This is a genomic window from Aeromicrobium sp. JJY06 (genome assembly GCF_044069275.1).
Taxonomy (GTDB): domain Bacteria; phylum Actinomycetota; class Actinomycetes; order Propionibacteriales; family Nocardioidaceae; genus Aeromicrobium; species Aeromicrobium tamlense.
The window spans coordinates 2,269,725-2,293,081 of sequence record NZ_JBIMRD010000001.1; the positions used below are offsets into that span (position 1 = coordinate 2,269,725).

The 23,357-nt window shown below is 70.8% G+C and carries 27 protein-coding genes; 18 read left to right on the top strand and 9 right to left on the bottom strand.

Going from position 1 to position 23,357, the window contains the following annotated elements; genetic code table 11:
• The first annotated feature begins 13 nt into the window (after positions 1 to 13).
• Both ACGWYL_RS11140 and ACGWYL_RS11145 read left to right on the top strand, forming a co-directional pair.
• Positions 14 to 265 carry a type II toxin-antitoxin system Phd/YefM family antitoxin gene (locus ACGWYL_RS11140; protein ID WP_269306280.1) on the top strand — a complete coding sequence of 84 codons (252 nt, stop codon included), beginning with the start codon at positions 14 to 16 and terminating at the stop codon, positions 263 to 265.
• Positions 262 to 522, top strand: coding sequence for a Txe/YoeB family addiction module toxin (locus ACGWYL_RS11145; protein WP_395487190.1), 261 nt, complete (start codon positions 262 to 264; stop codon positions 520 to 522). The genes ACGWYL_RS11140 and ACGWYL_RS11145 overlap by 4 nt, the downstream gene beginning before the upstream one ends.
• Positions 523 to 534: 12 nt before the next feature.
• On the opposite strand, the gene ACGWYL_RS11150 is transcribed toward ACGWYL_RS11145, so the two are convergent.
• Complete coding sequence (locus ACGWYL_RS11150) at positions 535 to 909, bottom strand: hypothetical protein (protein WP_395487191.1); 375 nt, start codon at positions 907 to 909, stop codon at positions 535 to 537.
• A 97-nt stretch (positions 910 to 1,006) separates the two neighbouring features.
• Here ACGWYL_RS11150 and ACGWYL_RS11155 point away from each other — a divergent pair, with 97 nt between their 5' ends.
• Together ACGWYL_RS11155 and ACGWYL_RS11160 are read left to right on the top strand one after the other, a co-directional pair.
• Positions 1,007 to 1,525 (top strand): hypothetical protein, encoded by a 519-nt coding sequence (locus ACGWYL_RS11155; protein WP_395487192.1) that lies wholly within the window; start codon positions 1,007 to 1,009, stop codon positions 1,523 to 1,525.
• A gap of 69 nt (positions 1,526 to 1,594) precedes the next feature.
• Positions 1,595 to 2,533 (top strand): thermonuclease family protein, encoded by a 939-nt coding sequence (locus tag ACGWYL_RS11160; protein WP_395487193.1) that lies wholly within the window; start codon positions 1,595 to 1,597, stop codon positions 2,531 to 2,533.
• Here the strand turns inward: ACGWYL_RS11160 and ACGWYL_RS11165 are convergent.
• The 6 genes from ACGWYL_RS11165 to ACGWYL_RS11190 all read right to left on the bottom strand — a co-directional run bounded on the left by ACGWYL_RS11165 (position 2,530) and on the right by ACGWYL_RS11190 (position 8,981).
• Positions 2,530 to 2,916, bottom strand: coding sequence for a nuclear transport factor 2 family protein (locus tag ACGWYL_RS11165; protein ID WP_179425358.1), 387 nt, complete (start codon positions 2,914 to 2,916; stop codon positions 2,530 to 2,532). The genes ACGWYL_RS11160 and ACGWYL_RS11165 overlap by 4 nt on opposite strands.
• An 18-nt stretch (positions 2,917 to 2,934) precedes the next feature.
• On the bottom strand, positions 2,935 to 5,457 hold the full coding sequence (hrpB, locus tag ACGWYL_RS11170) for an ATP-dependent helicase HrpB (protein ID WP_395487194.1): 2,523 nt from the start codon (positions 5,455 to 5,457) through the stop codon (positions 2,935 to 2,937).
• 44 nt (positions 5,458 to 5,501) lie between these two features.
• Positions 5,502 to 7,118 carry a helicase gene (locus tag ACGWYL_RS11175; RefSeq protein ID WP_395487195.1) on the bottom strand — a complete coding sequence of 539 codons (1,617 nt, stop codon included), beginning with the start codon at positions 7,116 to 7,118 and terminating at the stop codon, positions 5,502 to 5,504.
• Positions 7,119 to 7,305: 187 nt separating this feature from the next.
• A complete protein-coding gene (locus ACGWYL_RS11180) occupies positions 7,306 to 7,890 on the bottom strand; it encodes a hypothetical protein (RefSeq protein WP_395487196.1) in 585 nt (194 codons plus the stop codon).
• Between the two features lie 47 nt (positions 7,891 to 7,937).
• A complete protein-coding gene (locus tag ACGWYL_RS11185; RefSeq protein ID WP_395487197.1) occupies positions 7,938 to 8,282 on the bottom strand; it encodes a hypothetical protein in 345 nt (114 codons plus the stop codon).
• A gap of 27 nt (positions 8,283 to 8,309) precedes the next feature.
• Positions 8,310 to 8,981: a hypothetical protein gene (locus tag ACGWYL_RS11190; RefSeq protein WP_395487198.1), complete on the bottom strand. Its 672-nt coding sequence runs from the start codon at positions 8,979 to 8,981 to the stop codon at positions 8,310 to 8,312.
• Positions 8,982 to 9,025: 44 nt separating this feature from the next.
• On the opposite strand from ACGWYL_RS11190, the gene ACGWYL_RS11195 reads away from it, so the two are divergent.
• From ACGWYL_RS11195 to ACGWYL_RS11205, 3 genes are all read left to right on the top strand, one after another.
• Positions 9,026 to 9,652 (top strand): NAD(P)-dependent oxidoreductase, encoded by a 627-nt coding sequence (locus tag ACGWYL_RS11195; RefSeq protein ID WP_395487199.1) that lies wholly within the window; start codon positions 9,026 to 9,028, stop codon positions 9,650 to 9,652.
• A gap of 23 nt (positions 9,653 to 9,675) precedes the next feature.
• Complete coding sequence (locus tag ACGWYL_RS11200) at positions 9,676 to 9,855, top strand: hypothetical protein (RefSeq protein WP_179425350.1); 180 nt, start codon at positions 9,676 to 9,678, stop codon at positions 9,853 to 9,855.
• 85 nt (positions 9,856 to 9,940) lie between these two features.
• Entirely contained in the window at positions 9,941 to 10,342 is a 402-nt protein-coding gene (locus tag ACGWYL_RS11205; protein ID WP_269306300.1) for a Rid family detoxifying hydrolase, read from the top strand.
• A 6-nt stretch (positions 10,343 to 10,348) separates the two neighbouring features.
• Here ACGWYL_RS11205 and ACGWYL_RS11210 read toward each other — a convergent pair whose 3' ends face one another.
• Positions 10,349 to 11,011 (bottom strand): response regulator, encoded by a 663-nt coding sequence (locus tag ACGWYL_RS11210; RefSeq protein ID WP_395487200.1) that lies wholly within the window; start codon positions 11,009 to 11,011, stop codon positions 10,349 to 10,351.
• The gene (locus tag ACGWYL_RS11215) at positions 11,008 to 12,147 is read right to left on the bottom strand and encodes a sensor histidine kinase (protein ID WP_395487201.1); all 1,140 of its coding nucleotides are present in this window, start codon (positions 12,145 to 12,147) and stop codon (positions 11,008 to 11,010) included. The genes ACGWYL_RS11210 and ACGWYL_RS11215 overlap by 4 nt, the downstream gene beginning before the upstream one ends.
• A gap of 159 nt (positions 12,148 to 12,306) precedes the next feature.
• Here ACGWYL_RS11215 and ACGWYL_RS11220 point away from each other — a divergent pair, with 159 nt between their 5' ends.
• The 11 genes from ACGWYL_RS11220 to ilvN all read left to right on the top strand — a co-directional run bounded on the left by ACGWYL_RS11220 (position 12,307) and on the right by ilvN (position 23,349).
• Entirely contained in the window at positions 12,307 to 12,777 is a 471-nt protein-coding gene (locus ACGWYL_RS11220) for a DUF6326 family protein (RefSeq protein WP_395487202.1), read from the top strand.
• Positions 12,778 to 12,821: 44 nt separating this feature from the next.
• Positions 12,822 to 13,661 carry a hypothetical protein gene (locus ACGWYL_RS11225; RefSeq protein WP_395487203.1) on the top strand — a complete coding sequence of 280 codons (840 nt, stop codon included), beginning with the start codon at positions 12,822 to 12,824 and terminating at the stop codon, positions 13,659 to 13,661.
• Complete coding sequence (locus tag ACGWYL_RS11230; protein ID WP_395487204.1) at positions 13,658 to 14,362, top strand: hypothetical protein; 705 nt, start codon at positions 13,658 to 13,660, stop codon at positions 14,360 to 14,362. Before ACGWYL_RS11225 ends, ACGWYL_RS11230 begins: the two co-directional genes overlap by 4 nt.
• A 183-nt stretch (positions 14,363 to 14,545) precedes the next feature.
• Positions 14,546 to 15,583 carry a patatin-like phospholipase family protein gene (locus ACGWYL_RS11235; RefSeq protein WP_395487205.1) on the top strand — a complete coding sequence of 346 codons (1,038 nt, stop codon included), beginning with the start codon at positions 14,546 to 14,548 and terminating at the stop codon, positions 15,581 to 15,583.
• Between the two features lie 46 nt (positions 15,584 to 15,629).
• Positions 15,630 to 16,250 carry a SatD family protein gene (locus tag ACGWYL_RS11240; RefSeq protein ID WP_190263514.1) on the top strand — a complete coding sequence of 207 codons (621 nt, stop codon included), beginning with the start codon at positions 15,630 to 15,632 and terminating at the stop codon, positions 16,248 to 16,250.
• A complete protein-coding gene (locus ACGWYL_RS11245; protein ID WP_179425332.1) occupies positions 16,250 to 16,933 on the top strand; it encodes a hypothetical protein in 684 nt (227 codons plus the stop codon). Before ACGWYL_RS11240 ends, ACGWYL_RS11245 begins: the two co-directional genes overlap by 1 nt.
• A 41-nt stretch (positions 16,934 to 16,974) precedes the next feature.
• The gene (ilvD, locus tag ACGWYL_RS11250) at positions 16,975 to 18,669 is read left to right on the top strand and encodes a dihydroxy-acid dehydratase (protein WP_179425330.1); all 1,695 of its coding nucleotides are present in this window, start codon (positions 16,975 to 16,977) and stop codon (positions 18,667 to 18,669) included.
• Between the two features lie 148 nt (positions 18,670 to 18,817).
• Positions 18,818 to 20,245 (top strand): SDR family NAD(P)-dependent oxidoreductase, encoded by a 1,428-nt coding sequence (locus ACGWYL_RS11255; protein WP_269306317.1) that lies wholly within the window; start codon positions 18,818 to 18,820, stop codon positions 20,243 to 20,245.
• Between the two features lie 5 nt (positions 20,246 to 20,250).
• Positions 20,251 to 20,787, top strand: a complete 537-nt coding sequence (locus ACGWYL_RS11260) for a GNAT family N-acetyltransferase (RefSeq protein WP_395487206.1) — start codon at positions 20,251 to 20,253, stop codon at positions 20,785 to 20,787.
• Positions 20,788 to 21,043: 256 nt separating this feature from the next.
• Positions 21,044 to 22,819: an acetolactate synthase large subunit gene (locus ACGWYL_RS11265; RefSeq protein ID WP_233456579.1), complete on the top strand. Its 1,776-nt coding sequence runs from the start codon at positions 21,044 to 21,046 to the stop codon at positions 22,817 to 22,819.
• Complete coding sequence (gene ilvN, locus ACGWYL_RS11270) at positions 22,819 to 23,349, top strand: acetolactate synthase small subunit (protein WP_179425324.1); 531 nt, start codon at positions 22,819 to 22,821, stop codon at positions 23,347 to 23,349. The genes ACGWYL_RS11265 and ilvN overlap by 1 nt, the downstream gene beginning before the upstream one ends.
• Positions 23,350 to 23,357 lie beyond the last annotated feature (8 nt).

Sequence of the window (23,357 nt, forward strand, 5' to 3'; positions counted from 1 at the left end):
GGAGGGATGAGCCATGAGGACGATGTCGTACAGCGAATCGCGCCGGCGGTACGCCGAAGTGCTCGATGCGGTAGTCGATGACCGCGAGGAGGTCGTCATCACCCGCGCCGGCCACGAGCCGGCGGTGATCGTCTCGCTCGATGACTACGAGTCCCTCAAGGAGACCGCCTACCTCCTGCGCAGCCCGGCCAACGCGCGCCGGCTGCTCGGCTCGATCGAGGAGCTCGAGGCCGAGCAAGGCACGTCGCAGGAACTGCTCGATTGAGCATCGTCTTCAGCACAGCGGCGTGGGATGACTACTTGTGGTGGCAGCAGCAAGACCGCAAGCTGCTCAAGCGGATCAACCTGCTGATTCGCGACATCGAGCGCAACGGCAACGAGGGCATCGGGAAGCCTGAGCCGCTCAAGCACGGATTCCAGGGGTACTGGTCGCGTCGGATCACCGATGAGCACCGACTGGTCTACAAGATCGTTGACGAGGACGTCCGCATCGCAGCCTGTCGTTACCACTACAGCGACTGAAGGTCCCCGACCTCACTCGCCGTAGTGCTGCTGCCACAGCACCTCGGGGGAGCGGCCATGCTGGGCTGCGTAGGCCGCGACCATCTCGTCCTTCACATCCTCGCCGGCCTGGAGCCGCACCAGGTAGGGCACGAGCCAGTGGAGCTCGGCCGCGTCGAACTCCGTCGCGAACATCGGGTTCAGTCCGGTCCGCTGCTCATCGAGGACACGAGCCAGCGCGATCTGTCCTCCTGCGTTCGCGGCATGCGGCCCGATGGAGAAGGACAGGCGCGAGCTCACCCCGTCGGGGTGGACGGCGACCTCCACCGGGTGCGGATAGTGACCGTGCTCGGTGCGCGCCATGACGAAGAACGCCAGCTGGCGGTCTCGGCTCCTCTTCCCGGCCATCGCGAAAGCGTACGGTCGGCGGGCTCGACTTCGAGGAACCGGCCCCGCCGGCGCCGGTGCTCGTGGGAGAGTGCACGACATGCGTGTGGATCGCTCCGTGGCGTACCGATGGGTCGGTGCCGAGGCGATCGTCCTGGTCCTCGGTTCAGTGCTGTTCGTCGCCGGCTACTGGTGGACCCACCCGACTGTTCTCGCCTTCGGAGGGCAGGAGGGCGAGAGCCTGACCGTGGGCCAGACCCACGTCATCTCCGTCGCGGATCACCTGAGTGGAGTGGATGAGACGGTCAGGGTCTTGGACATCGCGCCACGCGTCGTCCGGGACGAGACCGCTGCGCGCTTCGGGTTCCTGACGTGCGTGCTCAAGGATGCGAATGGTGGTCTCGGCTCCGGGGAGGAGCGGGACATCGCCGATTTCTGCGCCACGACGGGACCCACGGCCGGAAGCACGTTCGGGCAGGACGGCCGGCGATCACAGATCCTGATGACGGTGACTGCCACGAGGCCTGGACGGCTGACGATCGATGGTGCTGACGTCACGTACCGGCGCTCGGGTCGACACCTCTTCCAGACCGGAACGCAGGCGGCGGGGTCCCTCGTGGAGATGACCGCACGGTAGCGCGAGGGTGCGCCGCTGCATTGACCCTGTTTCGCCACATGGGCTGAACGATCGTGGGACGCTCAGTCGATGACCGAGGCCCCCCGCGCCGGCTGGTATGCCGATGATCAGGGCGAGCTGCGCTACTGGGACGGCTCCGCATGGACCGACTACACGGCGCGGAACTACCCGTACGCGACGAGTGCGCGTCAGACGTCCGTGGGTTTCACGACCGAGGCTCGCCAAGGCAGCAAGCCGTGGCTTCGTCGGTGGGAGCTCTGGCTGGTCGCAGGATGCGTGGCCTTCATGGGGATCGTGGCGGTCGGTGCCGCGACCACGCCGGTCACCACCGACAGCGCGACGAGCGAGCCCGTCCAGGTGACGGAGCCGTCCCGGCCGGTCGATCCGACCCCGCCGAGCGCCGACCCGTCCCCGACGCTCGAGCCGACCCCGGAGCCCACGGACGAGCCCGTCGTCCTGCTGTTCATCACGGACCAGAAGGACGGCGACTCCTGGGTGGCGTCCGACGGCAACGAGTACCGTCTGGGACTCGTCAACACGCCGGAGCGGAACGAGCAGTGCGGATCCGAGGCCACGGCCTTCACACGGAAGCTCCTCAGCAAGGGGTACTCGGTGAATGCCTACGCGGAGGACACGCATGGACGCGTGGTGGCCGAGGTGCGGGACGTGAAGGGCCGGTCGCTCAACGTGATGCTCGCGAAGCGTGGGCTCGCCGACGACCGCTATCTCGAGGAGTTCCGCCACGAGAACCCCGAGCTCGCTCGTCGACTCGACCGTGCCTTCGCCTCGGCCTCGGTGCCGGCATGCCGTAAGGCTGCGAAGCCCGTCCCACTGGTTCCGCAGCCTCCCCAGGCGAAGGCACCTGACAAGGACTGCATGGCCGGGTACTCGCCCTGCCTGCCGATCGTCGCGGACCTCGACTGCGGAGAGATCGGTCACCCCGTCACAGTGACGGGCAGCGACCCGTACCGGCTCGACAGGGACGGTGACGGAACCGGGTGCGACTAGGCGGATGTCGACGCTTCACCCGCCACGGCGTCCTGGGGTTCGACCCTCATGCGCTGGACCAGGGGTCCCGCGAACTCGTAGACGTGCGTCGTCTCGGAGCGCTCCAGGACGGTCCCGGCGGGGTCGCGGACGACCAGGCGGACACGTGCCTCGACGGTGCCGTCGGGACGCTCGGCGATGTGTCGGACGACGGTCATCGGGCGGATCTCCTCCCACTGGCGCTGCCAGTACGCCCTCACCTCGTCGCGACCCGTCAGCCGCCCACCGCGCCAGCCGTTCGGCCACTCGACGCTCGGTGCCATCGCCGCGAGCACGGCATCGAGGTCGCGGTCGTTGAACGACTGGTACAGGGCGCGGACGCGGTCCGCGCGTTCGGTGGTCATGCGTCCATCATGGACGGCTCAGTCCCGGGTGCGGCGCGCGTTCGTGCGGCGGGTCGCCGGGGCGGTGCGCGGGTCGTCGGGCCAGGAGTGCTTGGGGTACCGGCCGCGGAGGTCGGCGCGGACCCCCGGGTAGCCGTTGTCCCAGAACGAGTCGAGGTCGGCCGTGACCGCGGCCGGGCGTCGCGCGGGGGAGAGCAGGTGCAGCAGGAGTGGCACCCTGCCGTCCGCGAGGGCCGGGGCCGAGTCCCAGCCGAAGACCTCCTGCAGCCGGACCGCGAGCACCGGCTGCTCCTGGGAGTAGTCGATCCGCACGATTGAGCCGCTCGGGACCTCCACGCGCTCCGGCGCCAGCGCGTCCAGCCGCGCCGCCTCGGGCCACGGCAACAGCGCCCGCAGTGCGGACACGACGTCGATGCGGCGAAGGTCGCGGGCCGAGCGGACTCGCGCCAGCTGCGGACCCAGCCACGACTGAAGGTTCTGCGTCAGCGTCTCGTCGCTCACGTCGGCCCACGGGTCGCCCATCGCGCGGTACAGGAAGTCGAGCCGAGCCCGCAGCGCGGTGGCCGCCTCCGACCAGGTGAGGAGATCGATGCCCTCGCTCGCCACGGCCTCCCGGATCGCCTCGGTCACGGCCTCCACCGGAGGGTCGCTGATCGGCACGGAGCTCAGCTCGATCGCGCCGAGCAGCGTGCGGCGGCGAGCCACGACGCGTCCGTCGGCCCAGCCGACCTCGTCGACCTCGGTCCACGACGAGCCTGCGGCCTCGAGCGCCAGGTCCTCCGTGAGCGGAGCCGCCGAGCGGATCCGGGCCTCACGCTGCCCGGACCGTCGCTCCGCGTCACCGACCGCGAGCCACTCCAGGCCGGCGAGCGGTCCGGGGTCGCGCGGATCGAGGGCCGCGCCCGTGCCGGACGTCATGAGGTAGCTCGAGCCGCCGGAGCGCTTGCGCGCGATGCGGTCCGGGTGCGCGAGGGCGACCACGAGCCCGACCGCGACGTCGTCCGTCAGCGCGGGGACGTTGTCCCTCTGTCCGACCTGTTCCTTCACCACGGACTCCAAGCGCGTGACCTGGCTGCGCCAGGCGCCGGACCGCTGTCCGGAGCGCAGTGATCTGAGCGCCGCGACGAGATCGCCTCCGGGAGCACGGACGTCCTCGCTGAGCATCGCGACCACCTCGGCAGCGCGCCTCGACCCGACGAGTGGAGCTCCATCGATGAGGGCTCGCGCGAGCCGCGGGTCGACCGGGACGTCGGCCATGGCTCGACCCCGCGAGGTGGCTCTTCCGTCCTCCGTGATGGCGCCGAGCTCCACGAGCACCCGCCGGGCCGCCTCAAGGGCGTGCGGAGGGGGCTGGTCGAGGAGCGCCAGCTCTCGGACGTCATGGCTGCCCCAGCACGCCACCTCCAGCGTGAAGGCCGTCAGGTCGGCGGTGGCGATCTCGGGCTCCGGGTGCGCCGACAGGTGCGCGTTCTCCGCCTCGGACCAGCACCGCAGCACGGCGCCCGGACCCAGGCGGCCGGCTCGTCCCGCCCGCTGGTCGGCCGCGGCGCGACTGACGGCGACGGTGACGAGGGAGGCCAGACCGCGGCGGTGGTCGGTCCGGGGCTCGCGCGAGAAGCCGGCGTCCACCACGACACGCACCCCGGGCACGGTCAGCGACGACTCGGCGACCGCCGTCGAGACGATGGCGCGACGACGTGGGCCCTCGCTCAGCGCTCGGTCCTGCTCGGCGCCGGACAGTCGTCCGTGCAACGGGTGGACGTCCGCCTCCACCCCGCCGAGCCGACGGATGACCGCGTCGATCTCCGCGACCCCCGGGACGAAGACCAGGACGTCGCCCCCGTGCTCGGTGAGCGCGCGACGCACGGTCGCAGCGACGTGGTCGTGGAAGGCCGGCGTGATGCCCCGGTCGTCGGTGCGACGCGTCCCCGGCGGCATCGGACACCAGACGGTCTCGACCGGATGGAGCGCACCCGGAACGCTGATCACCGGGGCAGCCTCGCCGCCACCGATCAGCGCGGCCGTGCGCTCGGCCTCGATGGTGGCGGACATCGCGACGAGGGACAGGTCCTCGCGCAGGTTCGCGCGGACGTCCAGGAGCAGCGCGAGGGTCAGGTCGGCATCGAGGTGGCGCTCGTGCACCTCGTCGAGGATGACGGCGCCGACGCCGGCGAGCTCGGGATCGTGCTGGAGCCGCCGGAGCAGCAGTCCCGTGGTGACGACCTCGATGCGCGTGCTCCGGCTGGTCCGTCGCTCGCCACGCACCGAGTACCCGACCGTCTCGCCGACCGGCTCGCCCAGCAGGTGCGCCAGTCGCCGGGCGGCGGCACGCGCCGCAATGCGGCTGGGCTGCGTGACGACGACGCGCCCCGTGACGGACTGGGCCACGGCAGGCGGGACCAAGGTCGTCTTGCCCGTGCCGGGCGGCGCGTGCACCACCGCGAGGCCGCGGCTGCGAAGCGCCTCGTCGAGCGCCGGCAGGCCCGCGGCGACCGGGAGGTCGGGCGGTGCGGCGAGCAGCCTGCGCAGCGGGTCGGACACCCCAGCAGTCTGCCCGACCTCAGCCGAGCATGGACGTGGCGAGCTCAGACGCCGTCCTCGATGAGGGTCGTGGGCGGGAGCCAGTCGGCCCCGAGGAGCTGCGCCAGGTCGGCGAGGCCGGTGGTGTCGCTGCCCACGGTGTCGGACGCCGCGGCGATCCGCTCCACCATCACCTTGCCGACCTGCTCCTCGACCGTGGCCTCGGCGTAGGCGATGTGCCACGGCGAGACACGATGATCCCGGTGGGTGCGGCCGGTCACCTGTCGTGCGGCGATCCCCGAGAACCGGGCTTGGTGGAAGAGGCCGACCCGAGGCTCGGTGCTCGCCTCGCGTCCGTCGCCGAGGGTCTCCCCGGCGTGCAGGCTGATCGAGGCGACGGCGGTGAAGACGCAGACCCTCGCCTCCCCGGTCTGGAAGCGGAGCCGCTCGGCCTCGGGATCGAACCGGTCGCGGCCGTAGATGGTGGCCACCTCGATGCCGGAGTCACGGAGCCGGTCGGTGATCGGGTCAGCCGCGGTGGTGACGAACTCCACCGAGCACGCCACCTGCCGGTCGGACTCGATCTGCTGGGCGATCCAGGCGACCGTGGAGTCGACGCGGATGAGCCCGGCCTTCTGCCGGAAGCGCAGAAGGGCGGCGCGGCCCTTCGCCACGTTGCGTCCGCGACGGGCGATGTCCATCTCACGGCAGAACTCGCCCCACTCGGCCTCGTAGGCGGCTCGCTCCGCGGGGGTGAGCGCGACCGGCATGCCGGAGATCGGCACGGGCCCCCACGGTGCGGCGCGGTGCAGCATCGCGGGCGGCTGTTCCTCGTTCAGCCAGCCGCGCACCAGCTTGAGGTCGGCAGCGCGTCGCGCCGGGTCGGCGGTCCAGGCCGCGCCGTAGCGGCCGTGCTCGAGCTCGACGCCGTGGCGCTCGAGTGCGGTCGCGAACGCGGCGGCGGGCTGCGTCGCCGAGGTCCACTCGCTCATCGGCTCACCGAGGATCTGGGCGTAGGCCGGGGCGAGGTAGGGGAGCTCGAGCGGCGTGTGCCCGGGCGTCGCCGTGGTCGCGATGACGAAAGGCGCCTTGTCGTGCGGGCGCGCGTGTCCGGAGATCCGCGCCCAGAGCTTCCACCGCTTCGTCGTCGTCCGCCGCAGGGCGTGCGCCTCGTCCGCGATGATCACGTCCCACGCGTGGTCCTTGACCTTCTCCAGCCGGTCCCACGTGATCACGACCCACTCCAGGCCCCCGTGGCCGAGCGCCTCGATCGTGCGGCACCAGTGGCCGATGGTGATCGCGGCGGGCCGGTCGGCGACGACGAGCACTCGTCGCGCACCGCGCAGGTCGCCCACGGCCGTCGCGCCGAGGACGGCCGAGATCGTCTTGCCCACGCCGGGCTCGTCGGCCAGCAGGAACTGCCGTCCGCCGGTCTCGGCCCGTGCCGCGATCGCGTCGGCTGCCTCGAACTGGATCCTGCGGGGCTCGAGCGTCTCGGTCGGCTCGGGGTTGGGCGTCGGCTCGGGATTGAGGGAGTTCTCGACGAACCGACCGAGCGTGTACGGCCCGGGAGCGTACGGCTCGAGGTGTGCGGGCAGAGCGCGCCCGACGTAGAGGTGGGTCTTGACCGCAGGGTGCCAAGTGGCTCCATCGACTTGGGTCCCGTAGGGGACGTCGAGCACCCAGATGCGCTCACCCGGTGCGGCGGACGGCAGCGGCCGCGTCGACTGTCGTGTCCCGGCGCGGCGCGAGGACGAGCTGCGTCGACGAGCACGTGATCGGCGAGGACTGGCCACCCTCGGACGCTACCCGGCGGTTCGTGTCCGGGGCCGTCGGCTCGCCCACGTCAGGTGAGCGAGGGAGCGCGGCTCAGCGCGCGTTGACCTCGTCACCGACCTGGATGCTCTGGGTCCCGCGCTGGTGGAAGTGCTCGGGACGTCGGTAGTCGACGTCGATCGACGACAGGCGTGCCACGCCGGCTCGCGTCGGCGTGATGGTGACGAACAGGTAGTCACTGTTCGGATCCACGCCGTGGTTGAAGCGTGCTGGTGCCTCGAACGGCTCGATGTCGCCACAGGTCGACTGTGGCTCGAACACGGCACCGATGGGGTCCTCGTCCGCGGCCATGTGGCAGATCGAGAACGTGACGCCCGCCTTGGCGGTGTTGGTGGAGAACGTCGCGTCGAGCCCCTCGATCTTCACCACCTCCGGAGAACCGCTGGTCTGGGGATAGATCACCGCGGTCGAGAGAGCAGCGTCGGCCACCGGCAACGGCTGAGTTCCGTACGAAGCGCCGAGATCACGAAAGGCCTTCGGGTGCGTCCACCAGTGCACCGCCGCGATTCCCGCTGCGACCACGACGACAGCGAGAAAGCCGGCCAGCAGCCGGCGGAGACGTCGTCGATCCGCGGGACGAGGGCTTGGTGCCGACCCGGCCCCGGCGATGACTGACACCCGGAGAGTGTTCCACGGCGGAGCGGTCTCCGGGGCACCTTCGCCGGTCATCCCCAGGCGTCGAACGGCTCGGGCGCGGCGAGCGCGCTGAGAAGGCCGACGACGGAGAGGAAGAGCAGGGGGAGCCCGGCGTATATGAAGTACAGCCCGAAGAAGTCCGTGGCCGTCCCGTTGAGGTACTGGACCCAAGCCCAGAGCACCACCCCGACAGGTGCAAGGCTCAGGGCATACACGCACTTCGCCAGGACGACTCGAACACGAAAGATGCAGACCACGGTGATGGCCAGGACGACGGACCAGATGACGACCCACGCGAGGTCACTCCAGTGGAACGCGAAGATCCCTGCAAAACTCGCGATCTGCGCGACGGTGGAGGCCCATGCTGTACCCACTCGGCGTTCAGCCCAGGAATCCATGACTCAGCGCACCGTGACGACGCGATCGGCAGCGATGGTCTCGGTTCCCCGCTGGTAGAGATGACGCTTCGACCGCGAGTAGTCGATGTCGACGGACTCCAGCTTCGCGACGCCCGATCGAGTCGGCGCGATGGTGACGAAGAGATAGTCGCTGTCCGGCCTGACGCCGTGCTCGAACCGCGTCGGCGCGGTGAACTTCTCGATGTCGGCGCAGGTCGCCTCCGGGTCGAACACGGCACCGATGGGATCCTCGCCCGCGGTCATGTGGCAGATCCAGAAGGTGGCACCTGCCTTGGCGGTGTTCTCGGAGAATGTCGCGTCGAGACTCCTGATCGTGACGGTCTCGGGAGAGCCCTTGATCTTGGGGAAGATCACCGTGGTCGAGAGTGCTGAATCCGCGAGCGGCCGGGGATCGGTCTCATAGCCGTCGCCCAGTCCACCGAACGCCTTCGGATGCGTCCACCAGTTCCACGCCACCATGACCGCCGCGGCCAGCGCGATTGCCACGAGGATCGCCAGGATCCTGTTGCGGCGGCGCCGCGCCGGCGGCTGGGGTACGGAAGCCGTGGGGTCCGCGGATGTCGTCGACACGCCGAGAGTCTGACACGACCGGGCGCCGGACCGACGCGCTTCGGAGGTTCCGCGCCGGATGGGAGCCGCCTGGACCCGGGGCATGTTTCGATGGACGTACCAAGTCCGAGTCAGAGGGGTGGCCTGCGATGCGACTGGTCGTGGTGGGAGCGTCGGGCGGTGTCGGCTCGCGGCTGCTGGCCCGCGCGGTCGCGCAGGGACACACCGTCACCGCCCAGACCCGAGAGGCGTCCAGGGTGACCCCGTCGGAGCTTGTGCGCGTCGCGGAGGGCGAGCCGACCGACGAACCCTTTCTCCGGCGAAGTCTCGAGGGGCACGACGCCGTCGTCCTGTGCCTGGGCATCGACTCGCTCGGCCGGACGACGCTGTTCTCGGACACGACGCGGAAACTGATCGCGGCGATGGAGGCGACCGGCGTGAAGCGTCTCGTCGCCGTCACCGGGATCGGCGCCGGCGACTCGAAGGGGCACGGCGGCTGGTTCTACAACCGCGTTCTCTTCCCGCTCTTCACGCGCCACCGCTACGCCGACAAGGACCGGCAGGAGGCACTGATCGAGCGCACGAGCCTCGACTGGACGATCGTCAGGCCGGCCCCGTTCGCGAAGACCACCTCGGGAGAGCTGCAGGTGTTCACCGAGATCCCGCCGGGACTCCAGCTCAGCGCGATCACGCGCGACGAGACCGCGGCCTTCCTGCTCGAGTGCGTGGAGGACGCGACCTTCGTACGGCAGAAGCCCTTCATCGGTCACGCCTGAGAGTCGCGGATAGGCTCGCCGGCATGGACTCGTCGAAGCTCGCCGTCGGACTCGCGATCGGCATGTCCATGGGCGTCGCGCTGTCCGTGGCGCTCGACCAGTGGGCCTTCATCGGCTTCGGCATCGCGATCGGCGTCGCGTTCGGCGCAGCGCTGAGCAGCGAGGACGAGGACGACGACTCGGAGGGCGACCCCCAGCCGTAGGCGGAACTGCGTCCCGGCGCGGGGTGAGGGGGGCGACGCCCTCGCAACTCTGTTCAAGAGCCTCGACGCTGCCTAGGCTCGCTGCATGGGCCACGAAGGTGGAGCGGCCAGGGTGGCGATCGAGACGGACGCGGCTCCGGCTGCGCTCGGTCCCTACAGTCAGGCGATCGTCGCGGGCGGCTTTGTCTTCTGTTCGGGAACTGCGGGCATCGATCCCGAGACCGGGCAGGTGGTCGAGGGCATCGAGGCGCAGACGGAGCAGGCGCTGATCAACCTCTCGGCCATCCTCGAGGCGGCGGGCGCGTCGCTGGCAGACCTCGTGAAGACCACGATCTTCTACGCCGACGTCGACGACTTCGCGAAGCTGAACGAGGTCTACGCCCGATTCATGCCCGACCCGCCGCCCGCACGGTCCGCGCCTGCGAACGTGCGGCTGCCGCGAGGACTCCTCGTCTCGATCGAGGCCGTCGCGTTGGCCCGGGACTGAGAGCGCTCACGACTGGTCGGCCCTGACCCGCCGCGTGTCGTATGCCCACATCGCGATCTCGACGCGGTTGCGGGCGCCGAGCTTGGCCATCAGCGAGGCGACGTGGGACTTGACCGTGCTCAGGCCGACGAAGAGCTCGGAGGCGATCTCGGCGTTGGTCCGTCCCCGTGCCACCAGGGCGAGCACCTCCTCCTCGCGCTCAGTGAGGGGCGCGACGGGCTGGACCGGAGTCGCCGGGGCCTGGTCGGCGAACGTCGACAGCAGTCGGCGGGTGACGTTGGGGGCGATCAGCGCATCGCCGTTCGCGGCCGCGTTGATGGCCTGCACGAGGAGGTCCGGCCCGGCGTCCTTGAGGAGGAAGCCGCGGGCGCCGGCGCGGAGGGCGCCGAGGACGTACTCGTCGAGGTCGAAGGTGGTGATCACGACGACCGCCATCGGGTCGGCCACGTCAGGGCCGGCGAGACGCCGCGTGACCTCGACGCCGTCCAGACCGGGCATCCGGATGTCGACGAGGAGGACGTCGGGGCGCAGCCGCTTCGCCAGGTCGAGCGCTGCGAGCCCGTCGGCCGCCTCGCCCACCACCTCGAGGCCGGGCTGCGCGCCGAGGATCATCACGAGCCCCGTGCGGACCAGGTCCTGGTCGTCGGCCACCACCACGCGGATGGTCATGCCGGAGCCTTCAGGGGTAGCGCGGCCTCGACCACCCAGCCACCCTCGGGTCCCGGCCCTGCGGTGAGCGAGCCGCCGAGGAGCTGGGCGCGCTCGGCCATCCCCAGCAGGCCGAATCCGGGCTCCGGCGGCAGCCCCGGCTCGGTCCGTCCGTCGTCGCTGACACGCAGTCTGACGGCGTCGCCCTCGCGGTGGACGTCGATCGCGACTCGCGTCGCGCCGCGGGCGTGCCGCACGGCATTGGTCAGCGACTCCTGAGCGAGCCGGTACAGCGCCGCGTCCACGGGGCGCGCCAGCTCGGTGAGCGAGCCGTCCAGCGAGACCTCGACGGCAAGCGTCGTGTCGACGCGCGCCAGCGCAGGCAGGTCCGCGACGCCCCGCTGCGGTGCGTAGTCGACGGACTCCTCCTCGCGCAGCAGGCGGACCATGGACCTCATCTCCGCGAGGGTTCGCGAGGCCTCGGCCTCGATCGCGGTCAGGACCTCGGCGGCCTTCTCGGGCTGGGAGCCGACGACCACGCCGCCGGCCTGCGCCTGCACCGCGATGGCCGAGACGTGGTGGGCCACCGTGTCGTGCAGCTCGCGCGCGAGCGCCACCCGCTCCTGGTTGCGGATCTCGCGTTGTTGACGGCTCCAGAGGTCCGCGCGGTAGCGGAACACGGCTCCGAGGGCGACGACGAGCAGCAGGAGCACGCTCCCACCGAAGACGTCGGCAAAGCCCGCGGAGGAAGCGATCATCCCGAGCACGGCGACGACCACCACGAACGCCGATCCCGCGGCGATCTCGCGTCCCGAGCCCCACCGCACGAGTGAGTAGAGAAGGACCAGCACGCCGAGCATGGAGTAGAGGCCCAGGTCCGAGGTGTCGGCGGTCAGCTGGAGGACCGAGAGCACCCCGGCGACACCCCACCCGACCGAGGCGGCCAGCAAGGGATGGCTCCGCCGCCAGAGGAGAGCCGGCACGAGTGCTAGACCTAGCACCGTCACGAGGGGACGCCAGGCCACGTCCGGCCGCACGGCGCCCTCGACCAGCGCCGCGATCGCGAACACGCCTGCCAGCAGCCAGTCGAGCCGTCCGACGGGCGGGGCGTCGGCAGGTCGCGGCTCGTCCCACAGGGAGCGCCGGACAGTGAACACGGCTCCACCCTAGGGATCGGCGCGCGCCGGCACACCCGCCGAAAGAACGAGAATCAGGCCATTCCATCGGCCGGATCGGCTCAGGCCTCGGGACCGATGTGCAGGCCGCCGTGCCGGGCGAGCGTGGACGCAACGATCCTCACGACAACGGAGCCCACCATGAGCACACGCCAACCCAACACCTTCGACGACCAGCCGCTCCCGGTGCGCGTCAGGCTCGCCGCAGCCTGGACCAGCCTCATGTTCCTGTACGCCTACGTGGACATTCTCAACTTCTTCACGCCAGGCGTCGTGGAGGACATCCTCGACGGCCGGGTCTTCGAGTTCGACATCTCCCAGACCTTCTCGACCGCGGCGCTGGCCCTCATGTCCGTCCCGTCCCTGATGGTCGTGCTGTCGGCGGCACTGCCGGCCCGGGTGAACCGCATCGCGAACCTCGTCGCGGCTTCGCTCTTCGTGCCCGTGACGGCGTTCAACGTGGCGGGGGAGTCCTGGCTGCTCTTCTACGGACTCGGCGTCGTGCTGGAGTTGATGGTGCTCGCGTTCATCCTGCGCAGCGCCTGGACCTGGCCTCGTGTCGCTCCGTCGGTGGCAGCGACCACGCGGCAGGGAACGGTCCGCTCCCGGTAGCAAGTGCGGGTCACGGTGCCGATGGATGCGGCACAATCTGGTCCGTGCCTCACGTCTTGGACCTCGGGTCGAGGAGCTTCTGGCGACTCACCGGTCGCCGCGTCGACCTCGACGGGGCGGAGCGGTGGCTCGACGCGCCGGTGAGCTCCTCGGCCCGCGTGGGCACGGACTGGATCGGCACGGAGGCCGCACGGCACGGCGGCGTGCTGGGGGAGGCCGACCCCGACGCGGGACTGCTGCCGTCCATGGCCGTCCTCGACGGTCCCGGGTTCGCGGCGGATCGCCTGAACCCGCTGGTGCGCGACTTCTACGAGCACACCGCGCGCTGGCGGATGGACGTGTGGTCCGGCTGGTCGCCGGTGTTCTGGCCGGCCGGTGAGCTGATCTCGCGCCTGTGGGGCCGCCGTGTCGAGCAGCTCGCCCTGCCGATGAGGCCGCTCGACGTCGCGCACGGCATGGACAGCCACGTGACGCCGGTACGGAACCGCGACGGCGTCCACGTCGCGTCCGCGTGGACGCGGACCCTGCGTGCGAGTGGTCGGACGGTCTTCAGCGGCGCCTACTCCGCGCGGACGCTGCCGGGCGCCGCGGGCCCGAGCGTGCATGTCGCCTTCCCCCTCGAGTCGGGGAACCTGCAGGTGTTCCTCCGCCCCTCGGTCACGGCTGACGGCGGACTGCTCCTCGAGTCGCCTCGCGGTCGTTTCGGACAGGACGGGGCGTACGTGGTCGTCCGCGAATCGGGTGAGCACGCGGCACGCGTGCCGCTGCACGAGACCTTCCACGTCTTCGTCGATCCGGACGGCGTGCTGCGCACCGATCATGAGCTGCGCATGGGGGGCGTCTCGGCCCTGCGCCTGCACTACAGGCTCGAGCGTGAGTCGTGACGATCCACAGCTTCCACCTCGCCGAGGTCCCGCGCCGCACGGGGACCAGCGCCCTGCTGCGACCGCCCACGCCCTACACCGTCCCCGGGCTCGACCACCTCGAGAGCCTCTCGCTCATGCGGCTCGGCGCGCCGGTCGTGTCGCCCGACCGACTCCAGCTGCGCAGGCTCGCGGTCTTCGCGCAGTGGCAGGACGAAGCCTCACTCGAGCGGTTCCTGACCCGCGACGCGTTGGGCCGCTCGCTCGCCGCCGGCTGGCACGTGCGACTGGAGTACCTGCGCCGTTGGTCGAGCCTCGCCGCCTTGCCCGGACTGCCCCTCCGGGCCGGCTCGTGGGACCAGGACGAGCCGGTCGTGGCCGTCACGCTGGCCCGGATGCGCATCCCCGAGATCCCTCGCTTCCTCCACCACGGCCGGCCCGTGGAGCGCCTCGTGCGCGACCACCCGGGCGTCACGCTCGCCGTCGCCGGCTTCCGTCCGCCGCGGACGATCTCGACCTTCACGATCTGGCGCAGCGCGCGCCAGATGGTGGAGATGGTGCACGGACGCTCCGACGTGCCCGACCCGACGCGGCACGTTGACGCCATGCGCGAGCGCGAGCGCCGCGACTTCCACCACGAGTTCGCGACCTTCCGGTTCCGGTCGCTCTCCGAGCACGGTTCCTGGGACGGCCGCACCGGCCTCGTGCCCACCCGCCAGTGACGTCATTTCCGGTTGAGACCGAAGGGCACAGAGCGCGCCATATTGCAGTCGCCCGGTGACCACAGTCCGGTGCGTTGTTCACCGGGTGCCATCGCGCATCAGGTCGGTCAGAACATCACATGGCGCACCGGGCCCGAACGCTTGAGCCGGGCCGTGGTCGCGCCGAGCCCATAGAGTCGAACCGTGGAGCAGACGCGCGCGATCGACCTCGTCCTGGAGGGCGGGGGAGTCAAGGGGATCGCCCTCGTGGGGGCGGCGACCGCGCTGGCCGAGAACGGCTACACGTTCGCGCGGATCGGCGGGTCGTCCGCCGGGGCGATGGTCGGTGCGGTGATGGCGGCGATGCAGCACGCGGGGGAGCCGTTCAGTCGGGTCGACGAGATCATGCGCACGATCGACTACAGCGCCTTCCTCGACCGTCGCAAGCGCGGCGCGATGCTCGGCTGGTGGCCGCGCGCTGCTGACGCGTGGGGCGTGCTCTTCCACCTCGGCGCGCACCCCGGCCGGCACATGGAGCAGTGGGTGCGGGGCGTCCTGGGCGACCTCGGCGTGCGCACCTTCGGCGACCTCTACTTCGACGACCCGGGCAGCGCGCTGCCGCAGGGGCAGTCGTTCCGGCTCGTCGTCACCGCCAGCGACCTGTCCCGCCAGCGGGCGATGTTCCTACCGTGGGACCTGCCCGCGCACGGCCACGACCCGAACGAGTACTCCGTCGCCCGCGCGGTGCGAGCCTCGGCCGCGATCCCGTTCCTCTTCGAGCCCGTTCGGCTGAAGTCGCAGTACGGCACGCTCACCCTCGCCGACGGCTCGCTTCTGCGCAGCTATCCCATCGAGCTCTTCGACCGCCACGACGGCAAGCCCAGCCGCTGGCCCACCCTCGGCGTGCGGCTCAGCTCGCCGGCAGGGGAGCGCGCCAAGGCCAAGCCGGTCACGTCGCCGCTGTCGCTGCTGACGAACCTGATCTTCACCACCGTCGACTCCACGCAGGTGCGCCACGTCAGCGACCCTGCCGCGATCGACCGCAGCATCTTCGCCAAGCCCAGGGGCGTGCGCTGGACCGACTTCGACCTCACCCCCGAGCAGCGGGCGAGCCTGTTCGACGCGGGACACAGCGCCGCGACTGCCTGGGTGAGGAAGCACCCCGCCGGGCCCCCGGCGCCCGAGCCCGATCCCGACCGCGACCTGGTGGTGCCGGCATGGCGGCCGGAATCGATGGAATGAAGCCAAGCCCTTCATTTTCTCGAAATAAAGTCATATGCTTCATTTCATGGAAATGAAGCCGTCGACTTCAGAGGTGGTCGCGCTGATCGGTGACCTCGTCGCCTCGCGCACCGCCTCGTCCCGATCGGGAGCGCAGGAGGCGCTGATCACCGCGCTCGAGACGGCGGCCCAGCTGGTGCCATCGCTGCAGGCCCCGGCGCCCACGATCGGCGACGAGTTCCAGTCGACGCACGCGAGCCTGCGCGACGCGCTGGTCACCGCGCTCGCCGTGAGGCTCGCGCTCCCGCCGGAGATGGACGCCCGCGTCGGCATCGGCATCGGCACGATCGAAGTCGTCGGTCGCTCCGAGTACGGTCTCACCCAGGACGGACCCGCCTGGTGGAACGCGCGCGACGCGATCGGTCAGGTGGAACGGCGCGAAGGGCGCCAGTCCGGCCTGCGCAGCTGGGTGCACGAAGGGGGAACGGTGAACGCCTACCTGATGGTCCGCGACCACGTCGTCAGCGGCTTCGACGGCCGCCAGCGACGCCTCGCGCTCGGCCTCCTGCAGGGTCGCACGCAGCGCGAGCTCGCCGAGGCCGAGGGCATCTCGCCGTCGGCGGTCTCGCAGTCCCTGCGCCGCAGCGGCGCCCACGCCGTGCTCGACGGACTGGAGCTGGTGCGCTGATGGCCCTGCTCGCCCTCGTCCTGCTGGCGATCTGCCTCGCCGAGTACCTCCGCCACGTCGACCGTCTCTGGATCGTCGTCCTCGAGGTCATCGCGATGGTCGCGATCGTCATCCTCGCCGCGTACGGCCTCGGCTACGGCCCGGGCGCCGGCTGGCTGCCGGCTGTCGTCGGCCTCTGGTGGGCCAGTGCCCGCACGGTTCCGTCGTGGCGGGTCCCGGGCATGGTCGTCTCGGGCATCGGCGCGCTGCTGGCCCTCATCGCCTCGCCCGTGATCGAGCGTGACCGCCCACCGATGCTCAGCTGGTACGAGGACCTCGACGTCCCGGCGCTCGCCGGCGTCAGCCTCGACGAGCTCGTCCTCGCCGTCATCACCGCCGTTGCCCTCATCGGACCCGCCAACGCGGTCGTGCGCGAGGTGCTCGACCACGTCGGCCGCGGTCTGCTCGCCGAGGAGCGACGCCTCAAGGGCGGCCGCGTCATCGGCCCCCTCGAGCGCGTGCTCGTGTTCGGCTTCGCCGTCGGCGGCAACTACGGAGGAGTGGCCGCGATCCTGGCCGCCAAGGGCATCCTGCGATTCCCCGAGATCTCCAAGGACGAGGGCGACGGCTCGCGCGCCGAGTACGTCCTGGTCGGCAGCTTCGTCAGCTGGTTCCTCGCCCTCGTGCTCGTGCCGCTGTTCTGACCGGGCGTCGTCCTCGCGAAAGCCGGTCGTACGATGCCGGTATGGCCGAGACCCCCGACACGCCCGAGATCGACATCAAGCCGCGCAGCCGCGACGTCACCGACGGTCTGGAGAAGACCGCCGCCCGCGGCATGCTCCGTGCGGTGGGCATGGGCGACGACGACTGGGTGAAGCCCCAGATCGGCGTCGCGTCCAGCTGGAACGAGATCACCCCGTGCAACCTCTCGCTCGACCGCCTCGCCAAGGCCGTCAAGGAGGGCGTCCACGCCGGTGGCGGCTACCCGCTCGAGTTCGGCACCATCAGCGTCTCTGACGGCATCAGCATGGGCCACGAGGGCATGCACTTCTCGCTCGTCAGCCGTGAGGTCATCGCTGACTCGGTCGAGGTCGTCATGTCGGCCGAGCGCCTCGACGGCTCGGTGCTGCTCGCCGGCTGCGACAAGAGCCTGCCCGGCATGCTCATGGCCGCCGCGCGCCTGGACCTGTCGAGCGTCTTCCTCTACGCCGGCTCCACCCTGCCGGGCAACGTCGACGGCAAGGACGTCACGATCATCGACGCCTTCGAGGCCGTCGGCGCCTGCATGAAGGGCCTCATCACCCGCGACGAGGTCGACCGCATCGAGCGCGCGATCTGCCCCGGCGAGGGCGCCTGCGGCGGCATGTACACCGCCAACACGATGGCCTCCGCGGCCGAGGCGCTCGGCATGAGCCTGCCCGGCTCGGCCGCCCCGCCGGCCCCCGACCGCCGCCGCGACGACTACGCCAAGAAGTCGGGCGAGGCCGTCGTCGAGCTGCTCCGCAAGGGCATCACCGCGCGCGACATCATGACGCTCGAGGCCTTCGAGAACGCCATCACCGTGGTCATGGCGCTCGGCGGCTCCACCAATGCCGTGCTGCACCTGCTCGCGATCGCGCGCGAGGCCGGCGTGCCGCTCACGCTCGACGACTTCAGCCGCGTCGGCGACAAGGTGCCCCACCTGGGCGACCTCAAGCCGTTCGGCCGCTACGTCATGAACGACGTCGACAAGGTCGGCGGCATCCCCGTGATCATGAAGGCGCTGCTCGACGCGGGCCTCATGCACGGCGACGTCATGACCGTCACCGGCAAGACGATGGCCGAGAACCTCGCGCACATCGACCTCGGACTCGACGGCGACGTCATCCGTCCGCTCGACCAGCCGATCCACAAGACCGGCGGCCTGACGATCCTGCACGGCTCGCTCGCCCCCGAGGGCGCGGTCGTCAAGAGCGCTGGCTTCGACGAGTCGGTCTTCCGCGGCACCGCCCGGGTGTTCGATGGCGAGCGTGCGGCGATGGACGCGCTGGAGGACGGCACCGTCGTCGCCGGCGACGTCGTCGTCATCCGCTACGAGGGCCCCAAGGGCGGTCCCGGCATGCGCGAGATGCTCGCCATCACCGGCGCCATCAAGGGCGCGGGCCTGGGCAAGGACGTCCTGCTGCTCACCGACGGCCGCTTCTCCGGCGGCACCACCGGCCTGTGCGTCGGCCACGTCGCCCCCGAGGCCGTCGACGGTGGTCCGATCGCGTTCGTGCGCGACGGCGACCCGATCGTCCTCGACGTCGCGAACAAGCTCCTCGACGTCGAGATCGACGAGGACGAGCTGGCCCGTCGCCAGGAGGGCTGGGAGCCCAACCCGCCGAAGTACACCTCCGGCGTGCTGGCCAAGTACCGCAAGCTCGTCAGCTCCGCCGCGCACGGCGCCGTCACGGGCTGATCGGCTCCCGCCGCTGGGTGAGCGGTGAGTCGTCAACCGAATCCAGACCTCAGAAGGTTGACGCCTCACCGCTCGGCCGGGGGATCGGTTGACATCTCACCGCCCACTCAGCGGCCAGGCTCGCGGAACGGCACCGTAGAATCAGTCGGTGCCGAACTTCACCGACGACGAGCTCGCGATCGCCCTCAAGGTGCTGGGCGAGGCGCAGCACCTCGGTGACGAGGACGAGGCCTACGTCGCGCTGCGACGCGCCTGCGGCAAGTTCTACAAGGACGTCAAGAAGCAGCGCCGCAAGGCCAAGCGCGACGCCGTGAACGCCGCCGACCGCGAGGTCGTCTCGCTCACCGCCACCGGATCGCCCCGCCGCATCGACGACGAGACCGCCGGCATCGCGCTGGTCTCGAACGCGCGTGGTGCCTCCGCGGGCGTGCTGCAGGTGCCGCGCGGCTGCTACATCTGCAAGGAGAAGTACACGGTGGTGGACGCGTTCTACCACCAGCTGTGCCCCGACTGCGCCGCGCTGAGCCACGCCAAGCGCGACGCCCGCACCGACCTCACCGGCCGCCGCGCGCTGCTCACCGGCGGCCGCGCCAAGATCGGCATGTACATCGCGCTGCGGCTGCTGCGCGACGGCGCGCACCTCACGATCACCACGCGCTTCCCGCGCGACGCCGTGCGCCGTTTCAGCGCCCAGCCCGACAGCAGCGAGTGGCTCGACCGACTCAAGATCGTCGGGATCGACCTGCGCGATCCCGCCCAGGTGATCGGCCTGGCCGACGAGGTCGCCGCGGCCGGCCCGCTCGACATCCTCATCAACAACGCCGCGCAGACCGTGAAGCGCCAGCCCGGCGCCTACCAGGCCATCGCCGACGCCGAGCTGCAGCCGTTGCCCGAGGGGTTCGTCCCCGAGCTCGTCACCTTCGGCCACACCAGCGACGCCCACCCGGCCTCGCTCGTCGGCTCGGTCAGCTCGCACCCCGCGCTCGCGGGCGACGCCGTCACGGCCGACGAGCTCACCGCCCTCGCGCTCGAGGCCGGCTCGGCCGACCTCGAGCGCATCGACGCCGGCGGCCTCCTGCCCGACCTCGTCGACACGAACAGCTGGGTGCAGCACGTCGGTCAGGTCGACGCGCTCGAGCTGCTCGAGGTCCAGCTGTGCAACAGCGTCGCGCCGTTCATCCTCGTCAGCCGTCTGCGTCCCGCCATGGCGGCCTCGGCCGCGCGCCGCAAGTACGTCGTCAACGTCTCGGCGATGGAGGGGCAGTTCGCCCGCGGCTACAAGGGTCCCGGCCACCCGCACACCAACATGGCCAAGGCAGCGCTCAACATGCTCACGCGCACCAGCGCCCGCGAGATGTTCGAGTCCGACGGCATCCTCATGACCGCCGTCGACACCGGCTGGATCACCGACGAGCGTCCGCACGTGACGAAGCAGCGCCTCGCGCAGGAGGGCTTCAAGGCGCCGCTCGACCTCGTCGACGGAGCCGCGCGCGTCTACGACCCGATCGTCCAGGGCGAGGCCGGCGTCGACCTGCACGGCGTGTTCCTCAAGGACTTCGAGCCCTTCCCCTGGTGAGCGGGATGGACCTCACCAGGCTGAGCACGGAGCGGCTGGAGCTCGCGGCGGTGTCCGAGGGCGACCTCGACGAGCTGCACGCGCTGAACGCGGACCCGCGGGTCTGGCGGCACCTGCCCTCGGGGGTGCACACCGACGTCCAGCAGACCCGCGACCAGATCGCCGACTACACGGCGGACTGGGAGCGCGACGGCCTCGGCTACTGGATCGCGCGCCGCGGCGGTGAGCTGGTCGGCATCGGGGGAGTGCGGCGCCGCCCCGGCGGCACGTGGAACCTCTACTACCGGATCGCAGCCGAGCGCCACGGTCACGGCTACGCCACCGAGGTCGCCCGGGCGGGCGTCGACGCGGCCGCGCGGCTCGCTCCCGACGAGCCCGTCGTCGCCTACCTCCTCGAGCACAACGAAGCCTCGCGGCGCACCGCCGAGCGCGTAGGGCTGGGCCTCGTCTGGCGCGGACCCGACCACGAGGTGCCGGACGGCATCCGTCTCGTCCTCGCCGACCGGACGCTCGACGAGGCCACGCTCGGCACCCTCCACTGACGCCCGGCTGTCCGGATGCTGGACGACTTGTCTCACAACTTGACCACTCGCGCCTCCCGGCGCACACTGGAGTCATGCACGCGCTGCTTCTCGTAGTCCACTGACGCACGGCACCTCGCCGCGCGTCTCGCCCTCGTCGCCTCACGGCCGGGGGTTTTTTCATGCGATGAATGGACGACAGGAAGCAGGGAATACGATGGGGAACCGAGCACCGGCCGCCGCCACGGGGCTGCCGGCAGACGAGAAGAGTGGGGCCATGACCGAGACGGCACCGGAGCCGATGACCGGGGCGCAGAGCCTCGTCCGATCGCTGGAACAGGCCGGTGTGGAGGTCATCTTCGGGATCCCCGGCGGCGCGATCCTGCCGGCCTACGACCCGCTCTTCGACTCCTCGATCCGCCACGTGCTGGTCCGTCACGAGCAGGGCGCCGGCCACGCCGCGCAGGGCTACGCGATGGCCACCGGCAAGGTCGGCGTCTGCATGGCCACCTCCGGCCCGGGCGCCACCAACCTCGTCACCGCGATCGCGGACGCCTACCTCGACTCGGTGCCGATCGTCGCCGTCACGGGCCAGGTCGCCAGCAGCGTCATCGGCTCCGACGCCTTCCAGGAGGCCGACATCCGCGGCATCACGATGCCGATCACGAAGCACAGCTTCCTGGTGACCGACCCCGCCGAGATCCCGCGCGTCGTCGCGGAGGCTTTCCACATCGCCTCCACCGGTCGTCCCGGCCCGGTCCTGGTCGACGTCGCCAAGGACGCCCTCCAGGCGATGACCACCTACGAGTGGCCGCACGAGCTCGCGCTGCCGGGCTACCGCCCCACCACGCGCCCGCACAACAAGCAGGTCCGCGAGGCGGCGCGCCTCATCGCCGAGGCGAAGAAGCCGATCCTCTACGTCGGCGGCGGCGTCATCAAGGCCGACGCGTCGGCCGAGCTGGCGATGCTCGCCGAGCTGACGCAGATCCCGGTCGTCACCACGCTGATGGCACGCGGCGCGTTCCCCGACTCGCACGACCTGCACCTGGGCATGCCCGGCATGCACGGCACGGTCGCGGCCGTCGCCGGCCTGCAGAAGGCCGACCTGCTCATCACGCTGGGCGCTCGCTTCGACGACCGCGTCACCGGCAACCTCGACACGTTCGCGCCCGGCGCGAAGGTCATCCACGCCGACATCGACCCGGCCGAGATCAGCAAGAACCGCGTGGCCGACGTCCCGATCGTGGGCGACGCCCGCGAGGTCATCGCCGACCTCATCCGCGCGCTGCGCAAGCAGTCCGACGAGGACGGGCTGACGGGCGACTACGACCAGTGGCGCCAGTACATCCTCGGCGTGAAGGCGAAGTTCCCGGTCGCGTACGAGAAGCCGCACGACGGCCTCGCCCCGCAGACCGTGATCGAGCGGATCAACGCCGCCGCCGGTGCCGAGGCGATCTACTCCTCGGGCGTCGGTCAGCACCAGATGTGGGCCGCGCACTTCGTGAAGTACGAGCGCCCGCGCCAGTGGCTCAACTCCGGCGGTGCCGGCACGATGGGCTACGGCGTCCCCGCCGCGATGGGTGCCAAGGTGGGCGACCCCGATCGCGTCGTGTGGGCGATCGACGGCGACGGCTGCTTCCAGATGACCAACCAGGAGCTGGCCACCTGCGCCCTCGAGGGCATCCCGATCAAGGTCGCGGTCATCAACAACTCCTCGCTGGGCATGGTGCGCCAGTGGCAGACCCTGTTCTACGAGGGCCGCTACTCCAACACCGACCTCAACACCGGCCCCGAGACCATCGGCGCCCGCCGGATCCCCGACTTCGTCAAGCTCGCCGAGGCCTACGGCTGCGTGGGCCTGCGCTGCGAGAGCGAGGACGAGCTCGACGAGGTCATCGCCAAGGCGATGAGCATCAACGACGTGCCCGTCGTGATCGACTTCGTCGTCGAGCGCGACGCGATGGTCTGGCCGATGGTGGCCGCCGGCACGAGCAACGACGACATCAAGATCGCCCGCGATCTGGCCCCCGAATGGGAAGAGGAAGACCTCTGATGCCCCAGCACACCCTGAGCGTCCTGGTCGAGAACACGCCGGGCGTCCTCGCGCGCGTCTCGAGCCTGTTCATGCGCCGCGGCTTCAACATCGACTCGCTCGCGGTCGGTCCCACCGAGATCCCCGAGATCTCGCGGATGACCATCGTCGTGAATGTCGAGGAGCTCCCGCTCGAGCAGGTCACGAAGCAGCTCAACAAGCTCGTCAACGTGCTCAAGATCGTCGAGCTCGACTCGGGCAACGCGGTCGAGCGTGAGCTCATGCTGATCAAGGTCAAGACCGACCAGCAGACCCGCGGCCAGGTCCTCGAGACCGTCCAGCTGTTCCGGGCCAAGGTCGTCGACGTCGCGCAGGACTCGGTCACGATCGAGGCCACCGGCGACGCCGGCAAGCTCACGGCCATGCTCAACGTGCTCGAGCCCTTCGGCATCCGCGAGATCGCGCAGTCCGGACGCGTCGCGATCGGCCGCGGCTCGCGGTCGATCACCGACCGCACGCTGCGTACCGTGCCCGGCACCGCCGCCGGCTGACCCACCCG